General features: G+C 32.3%; 16 protein-coding genes and 1 pseudogene. 12 read left to right on the forward strand and 5 right to left on the reverse strand.

What is annotated here, in order from left to right; translation table 11 throughout:
• The first annotated feature begins 48 nt into the window (after window positions 1–48).
• A complete protein-coding gene (locus CKJ95_RS18135) occupies window positions 49–744 on the forward strand; it encodes a cell wall anchor protein (protein WP_099354840.1) in 696 nt (231 codons plus the stop codon).
• Window positions 745–749: 5 nt separating this feature from the next.
• Window positions 750–1,370 carry a class D sortase gene (locus tag CKJ95_RS18140; protein ID WP_099354841.1) on the forward strand — a complete coding sequence of 207 codons (621 nt, stop codon included), beginning with the start codon at window positions 750–752 and terminating at the stop codon, window positions 1,368–1,370.
• 85 nt (window positions 1,371–1,455) lie between these two features.
• Here CKJ95_RS18140 and CKJ95_RS18145 read toward each other — a convergent pair whose 3' ends face one another.
• Window positions 1,456–1,866 (reverse strand): hypothetical protein, encoded by a 411-nt coding sequence (locus tag CKJ95_RS18145; protein ID WP_099354842.1) that lies wholly within the window; start codon window positions 1,864–1,866, stop codon window positions 1,456–1,458.
• Between the two features lie 310 nt (window positions 1,867–2,176).
• Between CKJ95_RS18145 and CKJ95_RS18150 the strand changes: the two genes are divergently transcribed.
• The gene (locus CKJ95_RS18150) at window positions 2,177–4,195 is read left to right on the forward strand and encodes a penicillin-binding transpeptidase domain-containing protein (RefSeq protein WP_099354843.1); all 2,019 of its coding nucleotides are present in this window, start codon (window positions 2,177–2,179) and stop codon (window positions 4,193–4,195) included.
• 146 nt (window positions 4,196–4,341) lie between these two features.
• Window positions 4,342–5,148, forward strand: coding sequence for an SGNH/GDSL hydrolase family protein (locus tag CKJ95_RS18155; protein WP_099354844.1), 807 nt, complete (start codon window positions 4,342–4,344; stop codon window positions 5,146–5,148).
• A gap of 88 nt (window positions 5,149–5,236) precedes the next feature.
• Here the strand turns inward: CKJ95_RS18155 and CKJ95_RS18160 are convergent, their stop codons facing one another.
• A complete protein-coding gene (locus tag CKJ95_RS18160; RefSeq protein ID WP_099354845.1) occupies window positions 5,237–6,265 on the reverse strand; it encodes an acyltransferase in 1,029 nt (342 codons plus the stop codon).
• Between the two features lie 381 nt (window positions 6,266–6,646).
• Between CKJ95_RS18160 and galU the strand changes: the two genes are divergently transcribed.
• Together galU and wecB are read left to right on the forward strand one after the other, a co-directional pair.
• Entirely contained in the window at window positions 6,647–7,525 is an 879-nt protein-coding gene (galU, locus tag CKJ95_RS18165; protein ID WP_099354846.1) for a UTP--glucose-1-phosphate uridylyltransferase GalU, read from the forward strand.
• 24 nt (window positions 7,526–7,549) lie between these two features.
• Complete coding sequence (wecB, locus tag CKJ95_RS18170; protein WP_099354847.1) at window positions 7,550–8,707, forward strand: non-hydrolyzing UDP-N-acetylglucosamine 2-epimerase; 1,158 nt, start codon at window positions 7,550–7,552, stop codon at window positions 8,705–8,707.
• A gap of 116 nt (window positions 8,708–8,823) precedes the next feature.
• Here the strand turns inward: wecB and CKJ95_RS18175 are convergent, their stop codons facing one another.
• From CKJ95_RS18175 to CKJ95_RS18185, 3 genes are all read right to left on the reverse strand, one after another.
• On the reverse strand, window positions 8,824–10,296 hold the full coding sequence (locus tag CKJ95_RS18175) for a lipid II flippase MurJ (protein ID WP_099354848.1): 1,473 nt from the start codon (window positions 10,294–10,296) through the stop codon (window positions 8,824–8,826).
• A gap of 3 nt (window positions 10,297–10,299) precedes the next feature.
• On the reverse strand, window positions 10,300–11,481 hold the full coding sequence (locus CKJ95_RS18180) for a glycosyltransferase family 2 protein (RefSeq protein WP_218962758.1): 1,182 nt from the start codon (window positions 11,479–11,481) through the stop codon (window positions 10,300–10,302).
• A 134-nt stretch (window positions 11,482–11,615) separates the two neighbouring features.
• A complete protein-coding gene (locus CKJ95_RS18185; protein ID WP_099354850.1) occupies window positions 11,616–13,031 on the reverse strand; it encodes an O-antigen ligase family protein in 1,416 nt (471 codons plus the stop codon).
• Between the two features lie 276 nt (window positions 13,032–13,307).
• Between CKJ95_RS18185 and CKJ95_RS18190 the strand changes: the two genes are divergently transcribed.
• The 6 genes and pseudogenes from CKJ95_RS18190 to CKJ95_RS18215 all read left to right on the forward strand — a co-directional run bounded on the left by CKJ95_RS18190 (window position 13,308) and on the right by CKJ95_RS18215 (window position 24,481).
• Window positions 13,308–14,489: a glycosyltransferase family 4 protein gene (locus CKJ95_RS18190; protein ID WP_099354851.1), complete on the forward strand. Its 1,182-nt coding sequence runs from the start codon at window positions 13,308–13,310 to the stop codon at window positions 14,487–14,489.
• 784 nt (window positions 14,490–15,273) lie between these two features.
• Window positions 15,274–15,792, forward strand: a pseudogene (locus CKJ95_RS23905) (peptidoglycan recognition protein family protein); the annotation flags it as partial.
• A gap of 896 nt (window positions 15,793–16,688) precedes the next feature.
• On the forward strand, window positions 16,689–20,135 hold the full coding sequence (locus CKJ95_RS18200) for an SH3 domain-containing protein (protein ID WP_099354853.1): 3,447 nt from the start codon (window positions 16,689–16,691) through the stop codon (window positions 20,133–20,135).
• 212 nt (window positions 20,136–20,347) lie between these two features.
• Window positions 20,348–22,471, forward strand: a complete 2,124-nt coding sequence (locus CKJ95_RS18205) for an LTA synthase family protein (protein WP_099354854.1) — start codon at window positions 20,348–20,350, stop codon at window positions 22,469–22,471.
• A gap of 155 nt (window positions 22,472–22,626) precedes the next feature.
• Complete coding sequence (locus CKJ95_RS18210; RefSeq protein WP_099354855.1) at window positions 22,627–23,364, forward strand: WecB/TagA/CpsF family glycosyltransferase; 738 nt, start codon at window positions 22,627–22,629, stop codon at window positions 23,362–23,364.
• A gap of 16 nt (window positions 23,365–23,380) precedes the next feature.
• The gene (locus CKJ95_RS18215; RefSeq protein WP_099354856.1) at window positions 23,381–24,481 is read left to right on the forward strand and encodes a glycosyltransferase family 4 protein; all 1,101 of its coding nucleotides are present in this window, start codon (window positions 23,381–23,383) and stop codon (window positions 24,479–24,481) included.
• The last annotated feature ends 347 nt before the right edge of the window (window positions 24,482–24,828 follow it).

Consider the following 24,828-nt stretch of genomic DNA (forward strand, 5'->3'; position numbering starts at 1 on the left):
ATGGTATAAATAATAGTAACAAAAAGATTTCCGAAAGGGGTAACATTCATGAACTTTAAAAAAGTGATGAAGACTAGTGCTTTAGTAGCGGCACTTGGACTTTCACTTACAGCATTTAATCCTGCTGCAGCTTCTGCAGCGACACCTAATGAATCCGCTCAAAAATTAGTCGATTCATTAAAAGCACTAAACCTTAACCAAGTAGATTATTTGTATACATATCTACAATCAGTTAACTTAACAGATGCAGAGTACAATAAAATTGTTGCAAATGCAGAAAAAGTAACGGGTTTATTAGAAGGTGTATCTAATCCATCAGACCTCACCAATGCACAAAAAGCAGAGGCTGTACGTCTTTTCGTTGAGAGTTCACAATTAGCTCATCTACAAGTAGCATTTGTAGATAACAATGGAAAAGCTGTTGATCTAACACACTTTGACTTTTCAACTGGTTTACTTGTACAAGTGAAAGACAATAAAGGAAAAGTATTAGGAACAATTAATCCAACAAAAGCGGATTTAGAACCTGCAAATTTGACTGCTAAACTAACAGCACTTAAAACAGCTGTTGATGCAAAAGTTGAGTTAGACAAAACAGGTAAGTTCGTTCCAATGCCAGGCTCAAAGCTACCCAATACTGCAACAAATAGTGATGAATTCATGCTATTAGGTGCTCTTATTGTAGCAATGGGTGGAATTTCCTTAATTCCAGCAGTACGTAAAGTACGTAAACTTGAGGCTTAATTTTTATGAAGAAGCGTAAAAGTAAATGGAGATGGGTCATCCTTGGATTCCCCATCTCCATTATTCTATTAGGGATTGGTATTATTGGTTATTTTGGATGGGATATGACGAAACAGACTGTACTACTAACCAAGACTGTTGTAGATCCTTATGTCCCGGAAAATCCAGACAGAGAGCTTGAAAAAGAAGTGGCTTGGTCCACATTACCATCACCTGGACAAAAAATTGGAGATCTTTCTATACCTGCAGTTGAATTATCTTATCCGGTTGTCCAAGGAACACATACGAATGAACTTAAAAAAGGTATTGGTCATTTTGCAGGGAGTACGTTACCGGGACAAGGTGGACACGTCATTCTAAGTGGACACCGTGAAACGCATTTTACTGAACTTGAGCACTTAGAAATCGGTGACCAAATTACGTTTACAACTCCATATGGAGACTTTGTGTATGAAACAACAGAGTTCAAAATCGTGCATGCTGATGATGAAACAGTAGCGGTGCCAACCGATTTTGAAACTTTAACCTTAACAACATGCTATCCATTTAATTTTATCGGTGATGCACCTGATCGTTTTGTTGTCTATACTAAACTGATTGAAAATCCTATGGTAACTATGAAATGATTTATTTATAATAAACCCTCCAGATGTCTGGAGGGTTTATTATTATTCCATTAATCCCCCCTAAAGTTCAGAGAGGGATGTATTGTTAATGTTTTCTTTTATTCTTTAAAAATAAACCAAGTTTTTTAATTGCAAAAACGATTAACCTCAAAAAAAGATAAATCATGAAAAATATAAGGAAACCCCATAGGCCTATAACAGCATCAAGAAACTCCATATTTCCTCGACCTGTAATTTTTTGTTGAATCTCAATTGCAAATACGACTACGATTAAAACCGTAAAAGTATATACAAATGAAATTGCAGTGATACTCCATTTAGCTAAAAGTTTGAAAATAACTTGTACTATAAAAAATGTTATGATTCCAAGTATCCCTATTACCCACAAATGTAAGTCTTTATCAGAAATATTTAGACCAAATTGATTTGTTATATCTATAATAATATCATGCAAGAGATTTACTATTTCAGCGATAATTAAAATCGTTTCTTTCATGGCAACCTCCTTTATTATCTGTATTTAACCTTTCGATACTAAATCAAATTTAATTTTCTATTCTCTTATATAACATATTTCGTAAAAAATCTACCTTAGTTCTTACATTCTACTAATTAATGTGTCTAATAATTGAATGTCATTAACTTAAAGTCTCATCAATAGTAAAAAGAGGTTAATAAAAGAAATAAGAACAATTAGACCTATTTGTTAAAAAAGTGAAAAAACAAGGACAAAAGATGTACAATATTATTTATAATATAAGTACATCACCTAAAATTGGAAATAGAAAGAAAGGTGGGAACTGAAATTGAAACGGTACACGTGGTTACTAATAAGCTTTACTTTAAGTATAGTACTGCTGTCAGGCTGCAATAAGGATCCGCTACCGGAAGAACGCTTTGAAGCATTTATTAAGGATTGGGAATCACAGGACTTTGAAAAAGTGTACAACCAATTTTCAAAGGATGTAAAAGAAACTGTAAAAAAGGATGAGTTTGTAGAGCGTTTTGGCAAGATTTATAGTGATGTTGGAGTAAATGAATTAAACGTTACCTTCAACAAACCAGAAGAGGAAGTAAAACCGGACGATCAAGGGCAAGTTACCTTTTCATATGATCTTTCAATGGAAACAGTTGCGGGACCTATTGATTTTAGTGAGAAAACAACTCTTGTCATGGAAGAAAACGACGATGTTAAAAAGTGGGCAATCAGGTGGGAACCTTCGATGTTTTTCCCGAATATGGAAGAAGGGGATGAGATAGGAATTACGCTATCATCTCCTACACGTGGGGAAATCCTTGACCGAAATGGTGTAGCGCTAGCAGAAAATGGACTAGTATATGAAATCGGGCTTGTTCCAAAGGATCTTGGTGAAAACAAGGATGCAACTATTGCGACCGTGGCAGAACTACTAAAGCTAACACCTGAGTCAATCGAAAAGAAACTAAATGCATCCTGGGTTCAACCTGACTACTTCGTACCAATCATTAGGTTGTCTTTACAGGACCAAGAACTTGCAACAAAGGTTACTCAACTGAACGGTGTCCTGTCCAAAAAAGTTGATTCCCGTGTATATCCATTTAAAGAAGCAACAGCTCATTTAATTGGCTATATCGGAAATGTGACGGCTGAAGACTTGAAAAAACTAGAAGAAAAAGGGTACTCAGCAAATGATGTTGTCGGTAAAAAAGGTCTTGAAATGGTATTGGAAGATCGACTAAGAGGAGAAAAAGGAGCAAAAGTATTCATTAAAAAAGCAAATGGCGAAGGAGAAGTTGTTCTGGCTGAAAAGAAAGCAAAAAGTGGAGAAACGATTACTTTAGCGATTGACATTGACGTTCAACTTACAACGTTTGATCAACTGGGGGGGAACGCTGGCGCTGCAGCTGCAATCCACCCGTTAACAGGGGAGACATTAGCACTCGTAAGTAGTCCTTCCTTTGATCCAAATGCCTTTGTTCTTGGGATATCGGCAGAAGAATGGAATCGCCTAAATGAAGACCCATTAAAGCCGTTAATTAATCGTTTTGGTGCAACATATGCTCCTGGCTCGACCTTTAAGCCAGTCACAGCAGGAATTGCACTTGAGAATCAAGTAATTACACCTGAAACAAAGATTGATATTAACGGAAAACAGTGGCAGAAAGATAGTTCATGGGGTGGTTATTCAATAACTAGAGTTAGTGATCCAGGTAAACCAGTGAACTTAAGGGACGCATTTGTTTACTCAGACAATATTTATTTTGCCCAAGCTGCACTTGGAATTGGTGGAGAGCAATTTGAAGTGGAGCTCAATAAATACGGGTTTGGGGAGCCATTCCCATTTGAGTACCCTTTATATGAATCCAAAATCTCAAATGAAGGTTTAAACACAGAGATACTGACTGCAGATACAGGATATGGCCAAGGACAGCTCGAAATGAGTCCAGTGCATTTAGCGATATCTTATACACCCTTATTAAATTCCGGAAACTTATTAAAACCAAAACTTATCCTAGATGGCTCTGAAAAAGAAGTTTGGAAGGAAAATGTAATTACTCCAGAAACTGCGCAAACCATTCTTGGTGACCTTGTTCAAGTTGTCGAAAATTCTAATGGTACTGCAAGAGATGCAAAAATAGAGGGCATTACATTAGCAGGAAAAACAGGAACAGCTGAGCTTAAAACAAGTAAAGATGAAGACGGAAAAGAAAACGGATTGTTTGTTGCGGTAAATACAGAAAACCCAAGCCTTTTAGTTGCAATGCTTGTTGAGGATGTCAAAAACGGTAGTCATGACGTGACCCCAAAGGTAAAAGCGGTATTTGAATCGATATTAAAACAATAAACAAAAAGCTGACGAATTTCGTCAGCTTTCTTTTTTTAATTACAATTTCCGAGGAAATACTTCATATATTACCCATATAAGCTAAAAAATATAAAATTTTAATGTATAATATAGTAAATTAGTCGTGTTTTTTAGGGGGTTAAATTTTGAAAAAATTAATAGTAATTGTTGTAGTTATTCTTTCCTTTTCCGCCATTGTTGTAGGGAAGATGCATTGGAATAACAAAATAGAAGCTAATGCGAAGATAGCTCAATCCGAAAAGCCTGATGTTCTAGTAAAAACAGTAACAGAGGGAAACCAAGATGATGTGAAAAAAGTAATAGAAGTTAAGAATTATTCAAAGAATTTACCACAGGATATACAAACAAAGTTGATTTCTGCCGCTCAAAATGGTACATCAGTTAATCTTATCATTGCGGGTTCAAACTCGACTCCAAAAGATCCTATCGGATGGCCAACATTATTAAAGCAAGAATTAGAAAAAACGTATGGTGAAGATGTATTAAACGTTAAAATAAAAGAAATTGCAGATAAAACATCGACACAGGTAGTACAAGAGGAATTATATCGTGAAATCATAGAGCTTTCTCCTGATATTTTATTATTTGAGCCATTTATTCTTTACGATAATGGTCATGTAGTTCCAATAGAAAGAAGGCTTAATAATATTACTGAAATTTTGGGAACGATTACAGAGGAATTACCTGATGTATCTATTTTACTTCAGCCAGCAAATCCTTTATATAATGCAAGAAATTACCCAAATGAAATTGATAGGTTAGAGGGCTTTGCAGAAGATAACAACTATACATATCTCAACCATTGGAAAGCGTGGCCAGCCTATAAATCGAAAGAAATTATCGAGTATTTAAATGATGGTGAACCAAGTGAAAAAGGACATGAAGTTTGGGCACAATATTTATTGAAGTATTTCACGGCGAATAATAATTAAAATACAGCCAACACCTTAAGGTGCTGGCTATAGTTATAGCTATTCATTTATTTAACCCACCCTTTTTATAAAGAGTGGTTATTTAAAATTAAGGTACCAGTTTTTTTATTAATGGAATACGAATTAAAATTAAAATAATAATCAAACTTAAAATGAAAGTTATCAAAATATTTATCGGAATAACAAAAATCGGATGAAAAGTTGACTCTACGATGGGAAATACCCTCCATAAAAAGTTGTTTAACAGCCAATAGTGAATAATATATATGCCTAAACTTGCTTTACTAATAGCTAAAATCACAAGAGGTAATCTCCTCTCTTTAAAATTATAGCGAAAGAATATAAATAGACCGACAATATTCAGTAAAACTGTAGGTGAAAAATATTCATACCAAAACTGACTTAGAATTCCATCCTCGTTGTTTACTGTGTATAAATAGGTGAACCAAAATGTAGAGATAAAACCAATAATTGATCCGGTATAAGCAACTTTTCTCCATACTTTTTTAATTTCAAATTGGTTAAGGTAATAACCTAAAAGGAAGTATCCTACATAATCTGTTACATAGTATAATTCTATTGAAAATTTCATGCTGAAAAAGAAATTAGTCATTTTTGTTACTACTGAAGCGTACAGCCAAAGAATTAAAAAGTATTCAATATGCTGTTTTTGAGCATGTTTGACAAATATCTTTAGTAGAGGAGTAATTAGATATAGCCCAATAATCATGTAAAAAAACCAAAAGTGGCCAATTATGCCATTTGTAATAAATAGTTTGACTCCTTCTTTAAGAGAAAAAGGGTAATAGCCCATAAAATAACCATATAAATAGAAAAATATACTCCAAGATACAAATGGAATTAATACCTTACCTACGCGCTTTTTGAAAAAATCCCAGCTTGTCATTTCTCTTTGATCCTTTAACAATAAAGCACCACTAATCATTACAAAGGCTGGAACTGCCCAACGTGATATTGTTTCAAAGAAGTTTCCGATAAACCAAGTCGTTTCATGGTCAGGGTGTAATTGTGATACATAACCAGCTGTTGCATGAATTGCTACAACTGCAAATGTTGCAAAGGCACGCAACCAATCAAAATATAATAATCGATTCATTATTATCCTCCATGTTTTCCTTGTTCTATACAAGTATTAGTATAAATTATATAGATTGTTTTACCAAATTGTTATAGTTATGTTTGGGTTGGGTATCCTTATCTAAATATCCTCGAATGATGAGATTCCTTGGAAAAGGATATCACAAACTGAAAAATAAATATACTTACTAAATAAAATGAATATAATCTTATAGAATTAAAGTTAACATAGTCATAAAAAGAACTATAACTGTAAAGTTATTGGGATCGCTTATATGTTACTATTATTGTAATGATATAAAAAGAAACCCAAAATTGATTACTTGAAACTTAAAACTATAAAGGGCAAAGTAAGTAAGTTGACCTAGGTATTTATAAAAATCAGACTGGAGTGATTCTTTTGAGAATAAAAAAGGCAATAATCCCAGCTGCTGGGTTAGGTACTCGTTTTCTTCCTGCAACAAAAGCTCAACCAAAAGAAATGCTACCAATTGTTGATAAACCTACTATTCAATATATAATTGAAGAGGCGGTGAAATCAGGTATTGAGGATATTATGATTGTAAGTGGTCGAGGTAAAAGAGCAATAGAAGATCATTTTGATAAATCTTATGAATTGGAAAAAACACTTTCAGAAAGAGAAAAATGGGATATACTAGAGGAGGTGCAAAAAATATCGAATTTAGCTAATATCCACTACATAAGACAAAAGGAGCCACTTGGACTCGGTCATGCTATATATTGTGCAAGAAGTTTTATTGGAAATGAACCTTTTGCTGTTTTATTGGGAGATGACATTGTTCAAAATCAATCAAAGCCATGTATTGGTCAACTAATCAAGATATTTAATAAGTATCGTTGTACAGTTTTGGGAGTACAAGAAGTAGAAAAAAATCAAGTATCTAGATACGGAATAGTTGGATATGGTACACAAATGCCAGAAGAAAAATTATTTTTTGTAAATACACTTGTTGAGAAACCATCTGTAGATGACTCCCCCTCTAATTTAGCAATTATGGGAAGATATATACTTCAGCCGGAGATTATGGACATTCTTTATGAAATGAAGCCAGATAAAAATGGAGAAATTCAACTAACCGAGGCTATTAAAATATTAAGTGAAACCCAAAATGTAGTAGCTCATTACTTTGAAGGCAAACGTTATGACATTGGAGATAAGCTAGGGTTCGTTAAAGCTACAGTGGACTTTGCATTACAAAGAAACGATATCAAGCAAGAATTATTATCTCACTTAAAACAAATAGTAAGTGATAAATAAAACATTTAAAAGAAGGTGCTTTAATTGACTAAGCGAATAAAAGTTATGACAATTTTTGGAACTAGACCAGAAGCTATTAAAATGGCTCCTCTTGTTATTGAATTAGAAAGATACTCAGAAGAAATTGAATCAATTGTTACTGTAACAGCCCAACATAGACAAATGTTAGATCAAGTACTTGAGGTTTTTAAGATTAAGCCAGATTTTGACTTAAATGTAATGAAAGACCGACAAACTCTAATAGGTGTTACTACTAGAGCGCTAGAGGGTTTAGATAAAGTAATGAAAGACGTAAAACCTGATTTAGTTCTAGTACATGGGGACACAACAACAACATTTGTTGCAAGTTTGGCAGCCTTTTATAACCAAATTGCTGTAGGTCACGTTGAAGCTGGATTAAGAACATGGAATAAATATTCACCATTCCCTGAAGAAATAAACCGTCAACTTACTGGAGTGATTGCTGATCTTCATTTTTCTCCTACTAAGAAGTCTGCGCAAAACTTGTTAAATGAGAACAAGGATAAGGAAACAATATTTATAACAGGTAATACCGCAATTGATGCTTTAAAAACTACTGTTTCGAAGACTTACTCACATGAGGTGTTAGATAGAGTAGGAAATGATAAGCTCATTTTAGTAACCGCTCATCGTCGAGAAAACTTGGGGCAACCAATGAGAAATATGTTTAAAGCGATAAAACGATTAGTTGCTAAACATAATGATGTTCAAGTAGTTTACCCTGTACATTTAAACCCTGCAGTAAGAGAAGTAGCTGACGAAATTTTAGGAGAAGATCATAAAATTCATCTGATAGAGCCTCTTGGTGTCCTAGATTTTCATAACTTTGCTTCAAGAGCTCATTTAATTTTGACAGATTCAGGAGGGGTTCAGGAAGAAGCACCATCATTGGGAGTACCTGTACTCGTATTAAGGGATACTACCGAAAGGCCAGAGGGAATTGAGGCAGGGACATTAAAATTGGCTGGGACTGAGGAAGAGACAATATTCACGTTAGCAAATGAATTATTAATCAATAATGAGGAATACAAAAGGATGGCACATGCTTCAAATCCATATGGGGATGGAAGTGCCTCAAATAGAATTGTACAAGCAATTCTTTACCACTTTAATAAAAGATCTGATAAACCAGAGACATTTGTTCCCCTTGATGATAAATAATCAATTTAATAAGAATATAATTTGCTGATGTAAAAGAGATTTTAGTTTCTTTTACATCAGCTTTTTTTAAGTAAAAAAATTAAAAACTGGCCAGAAGCCAGTTCCCTAAAGACGTGTTAACCCTTCATCTTTAAAAACCTTTTAATATTAAGGCTTTTAATCTCATTCTTAAACATAATGAAAAATAAGACGATTATTAAAATGATTAAGGCGTATTTAATATAAATTATATAATTTAATAAAGTCGTAACTGTAAATAGGGCAACAAGTAACGAAATTACTGCCATCTTGATATTTATTGCTGTTATTTTATATTTCTTTGCCAACAATAAAGAATTTATAAGTGTAGCTAATATTGATGAAACTAATGTAGATCCCGCAAGAGCATATACCCCAAAATGGTCGATAAATATAAAGTTTAACGCAATGTGTAAAAGGACACATAATGAATTTACAACTGTTGTTACTTTTGTATTATTATATGAGTAAAATGTTTGTAATACTACTGTTCCAGTTGAAGTGAAAATAGACATTGGGATAAACACTAGAGTAATCTTGTACATTAAATCAATATCATTGGGTGTGATGTTTCCCCTGAGAAATAGTAAGGATAAGAAAAACTTTCCAAATAAGATAAACAAAATCGAAATTACCGAGAAAATAGCTACAAAGAATAAATTAATTTGAGATATTCTGGTCTGTGCTTTTTTAAGTTCATTTTTTGATATTTCAGATGCTATAAATGAGTATGAGGCACCTGATACTGCGTTTGTAATTATTGAACTAGATAATATTACTATCATCGTGGAATAAGAAAGAATTGTTAAAGTCCCTGGCTCAAATATTGTTGCAAATGATTTGTCAACAAATGTATTTATTACCCCTAAGCCTCCACTAATTAGAAGAGGTATGGAATTTTTAATGAGCTTTAATACATCTTTGTCATACTTTGTAAAAGTCTTGAATGGTAATTTTCTAAGTAAAATAATAAATGAAATTAAAGTCCCTACTAACATTCCTATGGTAATTGCATAGATTGTCGTCTTATAAAGGATAACCAAAATAATAATGCTTATTATAGAAGAAATTAAGTTAGCATAGCTTGCTATACCAAAGACTTTTTCTGCCTTGAAAAAATTATCAATAATTCTGTTAAGTACTAGAAAAAGACCAATAGCACAATAAAAAAGAGAAAATTTGAGCGTTATCGAAATTGTATCATTATCAAAACCTGGTGCAAGTAATGTCATTAACGGATTAAAGAATACAAAAAATAAAATGAATAAAGTGGTAATAATTAAAAAGAAAGTAATTATTAAGGAATATACATAATTTGCTCTATTCTGAAGGTCCTCTTTCTTATTAAGTGCCGGTATAATTCCGACTAAAAGTGCATCTGCAATTAAATTTATTGGTGTTCCAAGAATGTTAACGGTGAAATTAAAAGCATCAGTAATTTTTGAAAAACCGTAAAATGTTGAGAAAATAACTTCTCTAATAAACTGAATGCCTCTTACAAATATATCAAAGAGAAATATTACTTTTACTGCCTGTTTGAAATTGCTTTTTTTCATTAGTGAAGCAAACATTAATTAATTACCTCGCACTTTAACATCGTAAAAGAATGAATAGAAACGTAAGACATCCTCAATAAATTTCTTACTTTTATGGTTTTCAACTACAATATGGTCATAATCATTTTCAAGTAAATGAATGTACACATGATTAAGCTCTTTAGACGTATATTCATTATAAAACCGCCTTGCATCTTTTCCGTAGAATTTATATTCAACTTTTGATATTTCTTCATCAGAAATAAATAATGGCTTGTCCTCTTTATCTATACTGTTTAAAGATTGGATAATTTTATTAATCTGTTTAATCGAAATCTCAGGATAATCATTCGCGATTAATTCTTTTTTCCAAAGTTTATATACCTTTACTGCTAAGTTTTTATCTATTGAAGTATTTTGATGGAAAGACAGACTTTTATAGAATTTTAATTTTCTCAAAACCTTATACATAAAAAGGTTATTATAAACAAAAAGCGGACTTATCGTAAAATGGTTCGAGAAGTATTTGAAAATAGTCCTGAAACACCCGTTTGCTACTTCAAATTTACCTACCTCACTATGGATATAATTTTCCCCAAACACTCTGTATTTGTACCATGGTTCCATTTTCTTTAAATTAAGAATTGTGAAGTTTTTGTAATTAATATAATAAATCGTATTATCATAAATATAGTTAGGAAGCACGTATTCATCAAAGACAGCTTTTTTTACAATAAATGTATCCCCGATTACATTATCACCTTTATGGAAAAATATCTTCTTGATAAGGTAATTACTGATGATTTCATCAGGTCTATTCATGGTACCTGAGTTATTTCCGTTTTGATCGATTGTTAAATAATCGGCGTATAGTCCCTCTATTTTAGGATTTTTCGTAAATTGGTCAATTATTTCTTCAAAAACTCTATCATGTGCAAGTTCATCATCTGAATGGAATAACAGTACAATATCCCCTGTTATTTCTTTAGATGCTGTTAGAACTGCATTTAATTGACCGCTATTTTTTTGAAATGAGGATTTTATCCTGGAATCTGAATAGGAGCTAACTATTTCTTCGGTTTCATCCGTAGAACCATCGTTTATAACAATGAGTTCCCAATTATCATAAGTTTGACTTAATATAGTCTTTATACTAATAGGTAAGTATTTAGCATCATTATAAGTGGGCATAAGTATAGAAATTTTATACATAAAAACCATCATCACTTTCCTTTATTGTTCTTAAAAAAATTATTATAAAGAAATAATCTTTTCTTAGTATAAACAATTAAAATTTTTGAATCAATTTGCCTAAGGTTAACACAAACGGGAGAGAATAATTTCTCTCCCGTTCTTTAGTTATGTTTTGTTAGTTTTCCATATAACTTAAGATCTACTACAAGATATCCCAATATAGCTGAAATATAAATACTTACTGCAGGTGCTGTTAAAACGTGTCCGGCAGAAAATGCTATCCCTAACGCTAATAAAAGACTGGAAAAATACATTAAGTATTTTGTAGTGAAAATCTTGTTGAAATTAGCAAATGTTGCAACCAATATTTTTATAAAAAGAACTAATAGCGGTAAAAAGAAAACGGTAAAACCAATTATACCAAATGAAAAGAAGATATCATAAAAATCCATTTCAACCATTTTGGCCTCTTCAGTAAAGTTTCCGGCATATCCCATACCAAATAATTTTTGAAGTAAAGGTGCATTTTCAAAATCAGTTTGTAATTTATCTAAGTAGATTTCCCTACTACTTAAAAGTAAATTCTCAACTTTTTCTTTCGTAATTTCCTGCTCCTGTGGGTTAGGAGTGGTGTTATTTATTGTTGCTGGAGGGTGCTCACTATTTGAATTATTCTGTTCAGTATCGACATTTAAAGAAATTCCTAAAATGTTTAAATGAACAATTGTATTTTTGTAAATTGGAGTAAATGGTGTTATCCCAATAAACAGTATAATAATTAATAGTAACAATGTACTTCTAAGTCTCAATGTCTTAGCCATAGTTGTTTTTCGTGATTTAAACAGATCTATTATTACCATGAAAAAGGCAAGTAATAAGACTAGTAGACAAGCTGCAAAACCTACCTTAGTACCCACTGCAAACATAGAGAAAATCATAAAGAATGTTGGTATCCAGTTTATTATACTTTTCATACCATAAGTATTATTAATCGAATAAAGAAGCACGATTGGAAATATAATTGCTAGGATTGCTCCAATTTCGTTTCCAGCGAAAAACCATCCAGTGTATCCAACTTTTGAACTATCGTAACTTGTAAGGCTAGTTGATGTAAAGATAGAAATAATCATTACAAGGTTTATGATTAAAGATGAATATAAAACGAAATTAATAAGTTTTTTCTCGAGATCCAATCTTTTACTTAATGAAGTAAAAGCAATTATATAAGTAAACAATGTAATAATGAAATAAACTACTTTAGCAATAAATTTGATCTCTAAACCTAAAGAAAAAATAGGCTTTGTAAAGAAGTTTATCCCCAACCCAATTCCAATAACAGCACTTAAAATAAATAGGTATGTCAAATAGTAGACTTTTTTTGTTTGAATAGTGCTATAGATAAGATAAATAATACAGAGAAAAAGTACAAAAAATCTAAATATAACTCCGAATGTAATATTGATATTTAGTACCATTAAACTATATGTTGTAAATACATCAATTATAGGTTGTAGGGTAATGAAAATAATTAAGAAAAGCTCGAACTTTGAAACATAAGGTTTAAGTTTTTGAAACATTACTTGACCTCCATGGTGAATTTTGCTAAAAAACCAAGAAAAATGTCATTATTTTTAACAACATATAAAGATTACATTATTTTTTGGGAAAGGTAAATCATTTAATTAGGAATTTAGAAAGTTGGATATTGGAAAGATATAATATATAATCCAATATAGAATGCAAACCTTAGAAATATAAAACAATTACTCGTTGCTAAAAAATTCACCTTGTAATTGACTAAAAGTGATAAAAATTTTATTCACTTCCATTTTCGAAAGAGAGGAATTATTTTAATGAAGATTTTGATTACTACTATATTTGACTATCCACACGAAGGCGGTCTTTCAACCCATGTAAAGACGTTGAAGCTTGGTCTTGAAGAAAAAGGCCATAGTGTAGATGTATTATCTTTTTCTAATATTAATCCAATCGTAAAAAAATTGGTAGCCCAAGGACCTGGATTTGTTTTAAACAAGCTTCAAAAAGGGAAAGGCCAACTATTAAATGACACAATGCGTGGAACACTGCTTAATACATACATAAAAAAACAAAAACAAGATTATGATGTTATTAATGCCCAGGATGTATTCTCTGCGAATGCTTCTATTAAAACTGGTATACCGACAGTTAGTACTGTTCACGGTTATTACGCTAATGAAGCAATCAGTAGAGGGGCTATAGTCGAAAATAGTGCAGAAGACCTTAAAATTAAGGAAATAGAAAAGGAAGCTTATCAGAACTCAGATGAATTAATTGCAGTTGATCGAAGAATTAATGAGTATGTTAAAAAACTAGCAGGCGTAGATACACATGTCATAAAAAACTTTATTAATTTAGATTCATTTAGAAATATTAGTGAAAGTCCATTGGTGATCCGTAACGAGTTTAATATTCCCGAAAACAAGAAAATTTTGTTAGTGCCAAGGAGATTAACAGAAAAAAATGGGGTAATATATCCAACTTTAGCGATGAAATATGTTTTAGAAAAGTTTCCAAACACCCTTTTACTTTATGCTGGTACAGGAGAGCAATCACAAAATATCCAAAATGAAATTACAAAAAATGGGTTGATGGATTCTGTAAGGTTGCTTGGTTCAGTTGAACACGAAAAAATGAAAAATTTATATTCAATTGCTGATATTGTACTCGTACCTAGTGTACATTCCTACGGGGTTGAAGAAGCAACATCAATATCCGCTTTAGAGGCAATGGGTTCAGGCTCTCCGGTAGTTGCTGGTGCAGTTGGTGGGTTAAAAGAAATATTTGAGCACGAAAAGGATGGGTTGTTGATAAATGCTGATAATGTTACTGAGTTTGCTAACAGTATTATAAGATTATTAAATGATAAAGAACTTTGTAATAAACTATCAGAAAATGCTCAAAAAAAGGTTGAAGAAGAATATTCGCATTTAGCAGCAGCTGCTAAATATGAATCCATATATCAAAAGGCTATTGAGCGTAAAAAAATTAAATAATTACTTCTATAAAACGAAAAGTAGTTTAAACACTTCTTTTCGTTTTTTTTTATTGTTGCAGCGTTATTAATCTTGAACAAAATAGGTGCCATTTAAAGTAACTGCACTTTACGGAAAAGGTTCCTGAGGAGAAAGAAAAGGAAATAGGTCGAATGAAGTTGTAAAATGGTGTTCAAAGAAAATTTGAGTCACCATGGTAAAGAGTATGTTCGGTTCCTTTGCATGCATGGAGTAGGAGAAATATTTGTTACCGATTGGTTAAAAAGATGTTTGAAAAGCTTAAACAAAGAGGCTTTATAATTGTAGAGAAAGATCATGACCACAGCCATAAGTTATAAAAATATGTTGTGATTACTTCTAAAAACTTGTAGCAAGCAAAGATAATTAAAAGCAGAATTAATAAATGTAGAAAAAATTTTCTAATTAAAACCATGAGGTACCTCCAAATAATTATTCTCTTCTAAACCTCATTTTAATATCAACTAATTAATCTTATTTTTATATAGTGTAAATTTTCCTTAAATTAATTGTAAAGTTACTATTGAACAGTGGAGGCATATCTTGGCACAATCGAGATAAACGAATGGATTTACCATCCTCTGCTATACACTCTTTATTAACCAGTTCTTTGCTTGTGAACTTATAGGTGTAAAGATTAAAAAATGTAGTTTAGGTAACATGCTATTTCAACCGCGATAATTTTATTAAATTTATGTTAAAGAGAGGTTTCTACCCGTACAAAAAATATAAAAATCCATAATATATTATAAAGGAGATGAAGATGATGGCAGTAAAAAATAAATATCAAATTGAAAGAAATTACATCTCTTTTGGTAAATCACGCTCTGGTCAGAAAATAAATAAGGTGTTATTTGTTGTTAACCATGAAACAGCAAACAATAACGCCGATGCAGATGATCATTATCGATATTTTAACAGGAATGGTATTAGTGCTTCAGCCCACACTTTCATAGATGATAAAAAAATATTGGAGATTATTCCACTCGATGAAAAAGCTTGGCATGTAAATTATAATAAACCTGTTGATAACAGGATGTTCGGGGCTGATGCAAATGATGTAGCAATTGGTGTTGAGTTGTGTAGGACAGGTGATTTTAAACAGGCTTATGATAGATATGTGTGGTACAATGCTTATCTTTGCCATAAGTTTGGTTTGATTCCTGAAAAACATTTAGTTCAGCATAGTGTACTTGATCCAGAAAGAAGGGTTGACCCCGAAAGTTGGCTAAACCCTAATGGGATAACATGGGCGCATTTTATCAAAGATGTCCGTAAATACTATAATAATTGGGAAGGCAAGGTAGGAGTTAATCGAATCGATATTGGCATTGCTATCTCCAAGTACCCAGATGGTTATGGAGTAAATTACTACGATTCCCCAAATGGGACTTTCAAAGGAAGAATAACAAATAAGATCCCTTATATAGTATATGCGGAAAATAATGGATGGATCGATATTGGGCAAAGTTCCTGGATACCCCTAGAAAGTATGGACTTTAAAAGGTATACTGCAACCTCGAAATACCCAAAAGGATACGGTGTAAACTATTATGATGCACCAAATGGCACCTATAAAGGACGTATCACTGAACCTATTCCTTATCTTGTTTATGCTCGGAAAAATGGTTGGGTAGATATTGGCCAGAGCTCATGGATTCCAGAAGAACATTTAATAATTGAATAGCAGTAAAATTGATACTTTATTAATCAAACCTTAGAATAAACAAGTAATAAGTCCTCAATTATGTGGAGGTTATTAACAAGTCAAACCAAGGAAATTAAAAGGTGCTATTTTCTATAATTAGAGAATGGTACCTTTTTTAACTTATAATCAAAGTCTCGATTTTTCGTGGGGTTATATATATGTTTTAGAAGTTTAAAAAAATATTAAAAATCTTAGATAAATATAAATCGCTGGAAACAGATTGGTAGATTTAGTTCCCTCAATATCCCTAATATCTATTAATTATGTGTATGGAAATATAATTAATATCAAAATTACATTATTGAATGGCAACTTCTAATGCGTTTAAAAATTATCGTTGCAGAGAATCTCTTGACGTCTATGTATTTAAATTGGGTTTATAACCAAAAACAACCTTGAATTTAACCATTGAAATAACTAGAATTAACCCTGTATAATAAATTTAGTGTTGAAAAAAGGGGGAAATTGTCTAATTGAAAGGAAAAAATAGAATAATATCCGTTTTATCAATTATCTTAATGCTTGTCGCCTCTCCAGTTTTTGCCGAGGATAAAGTAATAACCTCCGAAAATAATAGTTTGATAGAGGCTATTGTTGATACTCCAATATTTACTGAGGATGGCCAAAAAGTTGGGACCATAGTAAAGGGTGTTATTGTAAGTTATTCCGCTATTGACAGTGACAAAGTAACAATTCAGTGGAAGAGTGATATTGCTTACATTAACAAGGAAAATACTCGGATTCTTGATTCGGTAGAAGTATCTGATTCAGAGATGGTTTTGGAAGGGGAAAGTAACTCTATAGGCACTATCGTTGCTGAAAATGGATTAGAAGTTTTAAACCCTAAGACGAAGTTACCAATCTTTCAGTTAGAACCAAAAGTAAAGTATCCTGTAATAGGGCAAAATGATGGGAAATATAAGGTGTTGATTGGGAGCCGATTAGGAATAATTGAACCTAAGGATGATGTGACTTTCACCGAAGAAACAGTTAGTGAGTCGGTAATTGAACCATCTAACCAAACACCAGATCAAAATTCTACAGATAATAGTTCTGAAGAAATAACTAATCCTAATTTAGATACGGGAAATTTAGCCGACAAAAATGCAGAAGTCATAAAGACAGAACAAACACCTACTTCTGAACAATTACAAGCTGAAGAAGAAAAACAAAACTCGAATGAACTACAATCAGAAGAAACTGAAGTGGTTGAAGTTGTAGGTGTTAGTGAAAATGAACCAAAACCAAGAGCATTTACGCTTAACGATCGTTATTTTAAAGCTAATGCTGATAACCTTTCGGTCTACGATAATAGTACTGGAAAACTCGTACATGCAGGATATTTGATTAAAGGTCAAGTATATCCACGTGTAAGTGATTATGGGGATTGGCACAAGATCAAATATGGTAATGGTTACGGGTATGTTTTGAAAAGTGCAACTATCCCAGTTGATGGACCTGAAATCCGAAACGAAAACAGTAGCAATCTACAAGGTAATGGTCGTACATTTACAGCACTTGAGAACTTAGTAGTAAATGATAATACATCGGGTGCTCTAATTCCATTTGCGGTAATCAATAAAGGAACTACTTATCCTATAATAGGCTATCTAGGTCCAGACTGGATAAAGGTTGATGTTTCTGGTCGGATTGGTTATGTGTATAAGTCGGCAACTAAGATGTCTTTTGAGAGCTCGGACCGATATTTTAAAGCGGATGTAGATAATCTCTCAGTCTATGATAATAGCACAGGAAAACTTGTTCATATAGGGTACTTAATAAAAGGACAAGTATTTCCACGTGTGAGTGATTATGGAGATTGGCATAGGATTAAATACGGTAATACTTATGGCTTTGTTTGGAAAGACGCAACTTCTCCAGCAATAGGTACTGAAATTAAAAATGAAAACAGTAGCAATCTACAAAATAATGGTCGTACATTTACAGCACTTGAGAATTTAGTAGTAAATGATAATACATCAGGCGCACTTGTTCCGTTTGCGGTAATCAATAAGGGAACCACATATCCTGTACTAGGTTATTTAGGTCCCGATTGGATTAAGGTAGATGTTGGTGGCAGGATCGGATACGTTTATAAGCCTGCAACTAAGTTTTCTTTTGAGAACACTGACCGTTATTTTAAAGTAGATGTAGATAATCTCTCAGTTTACGATAATAGCACAGGAAGACTTGTTCATAAGGGGTACTTAATAAAAGGACAGGTATTTCCGCGTGTAAGTGATTATGGGGATTGGCATAAGGTCAAATATGGTAATGGGTATGGTTTTATCTGGAAGGACGCGACATCTCCAGCTGTAGGGACGGAAATAAGAAATGAAAATACAAGTAATCTACAAAGTAATGGTAGATCATTTACAGCAATTGAAAACCTTGTTGTGAATGATAATACATCTGGAGCGCTTGTTCCGTTTGCTGTAATTAATTCAGGTTCCTCATACCCGATTTTAGGTTATTTAGGGTCCGAATGGATTAAAGTTGATGTTGGTGGCAGAATCGGTTATGTGTATAAGTCAGCAACTAAAATGACTTTTGAATCAACAGATCGTTATTTTAAAGCGTCAATTGAAAATCTTCCAATCTATGATAATAGTACAGGTAAGCTTGTTCATGTAGGAAATTTAATGAAAGGACAGGTTTACCCACGTGTAAGTGATTATGGTGATTGGCATCAGATTAAGTTTGGCAGAGGTTACGGCTATGTATGGGAAGATGCGACAGAACCTGCATTTAGTTGGGAAATAAAGAATGAAAATACAACTTTCCAAAACACCGAGCGTAATTTCAAAGCACTTGAGAATCTAGTTGTAAACGACAATACATCTGGAGCACTTATACCTTTTGCTACAATTAATGCCGGAACTACTTACCCAGTTGTAGGATATTTGGGACCTGATTGGATTAAGATTGATGTGAGCGGTAGAATTGGCTATGTCTATAAGCCTGCTGTCCATGAAGGACCAATTTATAGATATACAAATTATGCTTTATCTTTAGCGGAAGCTTTTGAAAAACAAATGGCCGCTAATCCGCCACCGCAAACTGATAAAAAATATAAAGCATATGTGCGTTCCGATGCATTTATAGTTAATGACGTAAATAATCCTACTGTTGGAATTGTCCAGAACCCAGGATGGAGGGTTAGAGTTGGCCCTAGTATTTCGTATGATGATATAGGCCAATTAAATAATGGAGAAAGTGTAACAATACTTTCTAAAGCCTACAATACTCAAGACGGATATTGGTGGTATGAAATAAAATATAATCGACAGTGGGTTAATGCAATTCGTGAAGATGTTTTATATTACCTAAATCCAGAAAGTTTTAACAGAGATTCAAAATATTATTATCAATTTTTAGTTCTATCTGAAAGTGCTGGTATTAGTATAAACGAAGTTAATCAAAAGATTTTAGCAAACAAGGGTATTTTATCCGGTCACGGAAAAGCCTTTGTAGAAGCTGGAGCAAAATATGGTATTAACGAATTATATCTTATTTCACATGCTATTCTAGAGTCAGGGCATGGGTCATCCAAACTTGCCAATGGAATAGTAGTTAGCTCTGTTGATGGTAAACCTGTTACACCACGAACGGTCTACAATATGTATGGTGTAGGTGCTAAAGATGTTGATGCAGACAGATTAGGCTCCGAATATGCGTATCAACAAGGTTGGTTTACTCCTGAAGCAGCTATAATTGGTGGTGCTGAATTCATTGCAAATAAATATATCAATAATGGAAAAGACACATTATATAAAATGAAATGGAATCCAGCAGCTCCTGGAACTTATCAATATGCTACAGATATAGGTTGGGCATATAAACAAGTTTCTAGTATAAGTAATCTTTACGAATATATTGATACTTATACTTTAATATTTGATATACCGAAATATCGTTAATTTAATTGAACTAAAAGGGTGCCTTTAAGATTAAGTTTATGAGGCACCCTTATTTTTTATAAGGATTGTTTAATCATTATTCTTTTGTATTTACAAGCCAATTATGGAATAATTGGCTTGTAAATATTTAAGACTATAGCTAATCCGTAATTATTTTAATGAAAACGAAATGAAAGTCTGTAATAAGTTTATAGGAAGGGTGAAGGCGTTTAATGAGGAAGAATAAGCAACTTAAGCTGATTAGCAAACCCTCAAATCGAGGATTTTTTATACTTGTAGCACTACTTTCATCATATGCTTTATTTAGCATCTTAATAATAGAAACAATCCATAGAGGTTCTTTTCTTGAATTCTTTACATGGATTAATGAAAGTACAACATCCTTTTTTATTACTTTCCTGTTTTTATTTTCTTTGGCAGGAATTATGGTGATATTTCCGAATATTATTTTTATCATTCTTTCATTTGTTTTATTATTATTTTGGTTTATCGTTGCCTTGGGAAGCCACACCAAATACCTGTTAAGAGGGGAATACTTTACACCTTTTGATTTAGCTCTATTAGACGAAAGTGCAGATATTTCAAAATATATAGAGGGAATCTTTACCAATAAGGATATGGTTATTTTAGTAACTATCATAGCTTTTATGGGGATTTTTAGTTATATATTAATACGGTCTAAAGCATTTTATACATTTAAAATCAAACTAACCTTATCAATAATCTCACTTTTATGTTTTATAGGAATAATTTTTAATCCAAATTTATTTACCGCTAAAAGCTTTAATACTGAGTTCGAAATGGTTGATGGGTATAAGTTATTCGGATTTATTGGAGGTTATTTTACTCTAATTGAGAAAGCAAAAACTGATATACCAAATAATTATAATGAAGAAAAAATTCAAAGAGTTGAGAATTACTTAGATGAAAAAACATCAAAAGAAAAAGTGGACCAAGAGTTCAAACCAAACATAATCGTAGTATTGGCAGAATCTATGTGGGATCCAACCATCTTGGAAAATATTACATTTCATGAGGATCCATTACCTTTTTTTCATTCATTAACGGAAAATTACTCGTCTGGTAGTATGTTATCTCATACCTATGGCGGGGGGACATTTAATATCGAATTAGAAGTACTTACTGGAATATCTACACGATTTGTTGCTGAAGAGGTTTATTATAATCAAATAACAAAACCAATTGATTCAATAGCACATGTATTAAAAAATCAAGGCTATCATACTACAGCATTGCATAATTATAAGCATTGGTATTATGGTCGAAGTGAAGTATACAAATTGCTAGGGTTTGAAAAATTTGTGAGTGAAGAGTTTTTTGATAATCCAGATTATATTGGTTGGTATATTAACGATCAATTATTAATGGAAAAAGCACTTCAAGAATTAAAAGAGTCTAAGGGACCTGATTTTCTTAATATAGTCACTGTAGCATCACATGGCCCATATACACATATGATAAGTGAATTCCAAGATTCTCCAGATCTCACATCAAGCAATATGACAGATGAGTCTAAATTTATAATAAATAACTATTCAAAGGTCATGAGAGAACTGGATGAGAACATTAGATTACTTATTAAGGGTGTAGAAAGGCTAAATGAGCCTACTATAGTTGTTATCTATGGAGATCATTTACCGTTTCTTGGAGAAAATATGTCCTTGTATAAAGAGACTGGTTACATTGAAGGTGAAATAGATACTTATAATGAATACCGAAAAATGTACGAGACCCCATTGTTGGTATGGAATAATTTTGAGGATCCTTTACCAAAGGAAAATTTGATGATGACTCCAAACTTTATAGGGTCATTTATACTTTCAAAAGCAAAACAGGATATGTCTCCAATCTTTCAAATGAATCGTGTATTGTATAACGAAGGTCATACTATTATTCCGAAAAAAGAGTATTTCGAAGAAGTTGGGATAAATGAAGAAGACTTTTTTGAATATCAGTTGCTACAATACGACATTTTAAAGGGGAAGCAATACTTATATAAAGATAAAGATATTAATCCCGTTGATGACTTTATCTTAGGTACAGGGAAAATGCAAATTAATTCCATATCTGTTACTGAGAATAATCAAAATGAGGTATTATTAGATGTTAAGGGTTCTAATTTTGTGTCCAACGCTAAAGCCTTTTTAAGTGATCAAGAGCAGCAAATAACGTTTAAAAATAATAAAAATATTAAAATTACTGTTTCAAAAGATGTATATCATAAATCTGTTAAACATCAATTAGTCCTAAAACTTTTTGATGATAATGAGAAACTAATAGCTCAATCAAACACTAAGGAAATATTAATCAAATGATATAAGCAGTAAAAAAAAACGGCCTTTTCATAAGATTTGAGAAAAGGCCTTATTTTTCTAACTTGGACAGTTCCTGCATGATTGAAGCTTAGATAGATTAATGTTATATTACCGAAGTGTAATATAGGAGGATAAATGTAAGATGAGGTGTAATAATGGACAAGCATATTAATATACTTGGGGTTGACTTTACTAATATATCTGCGAGAGAGCTAGTGAATTCTTTACAAGAAAGAATTATACATAATAAGAAAACATTTATTGTTACTGCAAATCCAGAGATTGTAATGCACACTTTAAGTGATAAACATTATAAATTCATTCTTAAACAGGCTAATTATGTAATAGCTGATGGAATTGGTGTAGTTAAAGCGGCAGCCATGCTAAAAAGGCCACTACCTGAACGTATTCCGGGTTATGAATTAATGATTGAGTTACTTAAGATTGGGAATGAAAAGAAATTAAAAGTTTTTTTGTTAGGATCTCAAGAAGGTGTGTTAGAAAAGACGGTCATCAATATTCAGGAAAAATTCCCTAATATAAAAATTGCGGGTTATCATAATGGTTTCTTTGATTGGGAAAATAATGATATTAAAGAGCAAATAATGGAATCTTCACCTGATATTATTTTAGTAGCGCTTGGGGTGCCAAGACAAGAACGTTGGATATCCGAAAATATCGGTGCCTTCAGAAAGGGAATATTTATTGGAGTTGGGGGAAGCTTTGATGTCTTAGCTGGAACTGTAAAAAGAGCGCCTGAGCTTTGGCAGAGGTTAAATATAGAGTGGCTATATAGATTAATACAACAACCTTGGAGATGGAAACGAATGCTTGTATTACCTCTATTTGTTATTAAGGTCTTTCAACAAAAGTTAAACTTAAGAAAATATTGAGAAGGAGGCACGTTAAATGAAGGTGCTTCATTTAAATGCAGGAGCGGAAACTGGAGGTGGTATGGTGCACATATTATCATTACTAAATCAGTTTAACCGTGATGAGTTTACCTTGGGTGTTTTTGAAAAAGGAGAAATGTCAAGAAGAGCCCAAGAGTTAGGGATAGATGTAGAATTCTTTCTGCAGAAATCTAGATTCGATCTTTCGTTCTTTAAAAATCTTATTGATTATATTAAACGTAATGATATTGATATCGTTCATACACATGGACCAAGAGCTAATTTATATGCGTTTATTTTAAAAGATTTTACCAAGTGCAAATGGGTAACTACCATACACAGTGACCCTAGAGATGATTTTTTAAATAGTGGTGTAAAAGGTTCTCTTTTTACTAGATTACATTTTCTTTCTTTTAAAAGATTTGATCACTTTTTCGCCATTTCAAATCGTTTTAAACAAATGCTGATATCCTTTGGAGTGGAGGCTGAAAAAATAACAACTATATATAATGGAATTGATTTTACAGTGCCAACTGTATCCGCTATTTCGAGGAGAGAGCTAAGGTTAGATGATAACGACTTTGTTGTTATTATGATTGCTCGTTTACATCCCGTTAAAGGTCACGCAATTGCCTTCAAGGCCATAGAAAATATTAAGAAGGAATATCCGTTTATTAAACTTTTATTAGTAGGTGATGGACCTATGAAAAAAGAATTAGAAAATCTGGCCAATTACTTTGAAATAAAAAAAAATGTGCTATTTTTAGGACATCAAGAGAATATACATGGCCTTTTAGCGGTATCAGATGTGAAAATTCTAACCTCTTTTAGCGAAAGCTTTCCTCTTGTTATTTTAGAAGCTGCACGTGCAAAAATCCCGGTTATTTCTACCGATGTAGGTGGGGTAAAGGATCTAATATCGGATTCTTCTCTTGGAAAAGTTATTCCAGTTGATGATGCAGAATCATTAATTAACGCTCTAAAGGAATACATTAAATTAAAAAATAAAGGTGAGCTAAAGGTATTAGGGGAAAATCTCAATAAAAAAGCCTCAAATTTATATTCACTTGAGAACTTTAGTGATAGTATCTATGAAGAATATAGACAAATACTTTAATTGAAATTGTTTCTATCATAAATGTATAAAGTGTTCACAAAAAGACACAAAGTAAATAAAGCTGAAATATTCTCAAATTTTTTTGTTTCGAAGGATTCTTTACAAAGCCTTTTACCAATAAAGTCTAGCTAACAGGCCTAATTTTGGTAAGGGCTATTTTTTTTGAAATAAATGTAACAAACGGAGTGAATATTACGTCTAAACCTTGGAATCTATTATTCAATCAAAAATTCATGTTCCCTTCTCATATTGTAGTGTGCTATAATCCTATTTAGGTTTGCAAAAACGAAAAACGACAAAAAATGCGTGAACTTTTATATAAAAAAAACATTAAAAACATCCTTAAA

This window comes from Fredinandcohnia onubensis, from assembly GCF_002734285.1.
Taxonomy (GTDB): domain Bacteria; phylum Bacillota; class Bacilli; order Bacillales; family Bacillaceae_L; genus Ferdinandcohnia; species Ferdinandcohnia onubensis_A.